Origin of the sequence: Algoriphagus sp. AGSA1, from assembly GCF_021390545.1 — a bacterium.
Classification (GTDB): Bacteria; Bacteroidota; Bacteroidia; order Cytophagales; family Cyclobacteriaceae; genus Algoriphagus.
Genome location: NZ_JAJUWR010000127.1, coordinates 1 through 1245, shown reverse-complemented (window position 1 = coordinate 1245; position 1245 = coordinate 1). Strand labels below are relative to the sequence as shown.

The window sequence follows — 1245 nt, the reverse complement described above, 5'->3', positions numbered from 1 at the left end:
CTGTTGGGAGCAAGAAATACACAACTGTTTCAACAAGACCCGAAGACGCAAACCTGGCAGGTTTTTCTGTTCCAAATGAAAACCGTGTGTGCGCTAAACCTGCCAGGTTTTTCTGTTGGGAGCAAGAAATACACAGCTGTTTCAACAAAACCCAAGGACACAAACCTGGCAGGTTTTTCTGTTCCAAATGAAAACCGTGTGTGCGCTAAACCTGCCAGGTTTTTCTGTTGGGAGCAAGAAATACACAGCTGTTTCAACAAGACCCGAAGATGCAAACCTGGCAGGTTTTTCTGTTCCAAATGAAAACCGTGTGTGCGCTAAACCTGCCAGGTTTTTCTGTTGGGAGCAAGAAATACACAGCTGTTTCAACAATACCCAAGGACACAAACCTGGCAGGTTTTTCTGTTCCAAATGAAAACCGTGTGTGCGCTAAACCTGCCAGGTTTTTCTGTTGGGGCAAGAAATACACAGCTGTTTCAACAATACCCAAGGACACAAACCTGGCAGGTTTTTATGTTCCAAATGAAAACCGTGTGTGCGCTAAACCTGCCAGGTTTTCCTGTTGGGAATGAGGAATATATAGCTGTTTTACAAGACCCGAAGACGCAAACCTGGCAGGTTTTTCTGTTCCAAATGAAAACCGTGTGTGCGCTAAACCTACCAGGTTTTCCTGTTGGGAGCAAGAAATATACAGCTGTTTCAACAAAACCCAAGGACACAAACCTGGCAGGTTTTTCTGTTCCAAATGAAAACCGTGTGTGCACTAAACCTGCCAGGTTTTCCTGTTGGGAGCAAGAAATACACAGCTGTTTCAACAAGACCCGAAGACGCAAACCTGGCAGGTTTTTCTGTTCCAAATGAAAACCGTGTGTGTACCAAACCTACCAGGTTTTCCTGTTGGGAGCAAGAAATACACAGCTGTTTCAACAATACCCAAAGATACAAACCTGGCAGGTTTCTCTGTTCCAAATGAAAACCGTGTGTGTACCAAACCTGCCAGGTTTTCCTGTTGGGAGCAAGAAATATACAGCTGTTTCAACAATACCCGAAGACGCAAACCTGGCAGGTTTTTCTGTTCCAAAAGAAAACCGTGGGTGCGCTAAACCTGCCAGGTTTTCCTGTTGGGAGCAAGAAATACACAACTGTTTCAACAAGACCCGAAGACGCAAACCTGGCAGGTTTTTCTGTTCCAAATGAAAACCGTGTGTGCGCTAAACCTGCCAGGTTTTTCTGTTGGGAGCAAGA

The 1245-nt window shown here is 45.1% G+C and carries 3 protein-coding genes; all 3 read left to right on the top strand.

All coding sequences use genetic code 11. The features are described from left to right. A partial coding sequence (locus tag LZF95_RS26775; protein WP_233758546.1) for a hypothetical protein occupies window positions 1-191 on the top strand: 191 nt, incomplete at its 5' end. A gap of 78 nt (window positions 192-269) precedes the next feature. Then, window positions 270-572, top strand: a complete 303-nt coding sequence (locus LZF95_RS26770; RefSeq protein ID WP_233758545.1) for a hypothetical protein — start codon at window positions 270-272, stop codon at window positions 570-572. 410 nt (window positions 573-982) lie between these two features. Then, window positions 983-1245, top strand: a 263-nt coding sequence (locus tag LZF95_RS26765) for a hypothetical protein (RefSeq protein WP_233758544.1), incomplete at its 3' end; no start/stop codon positions are given.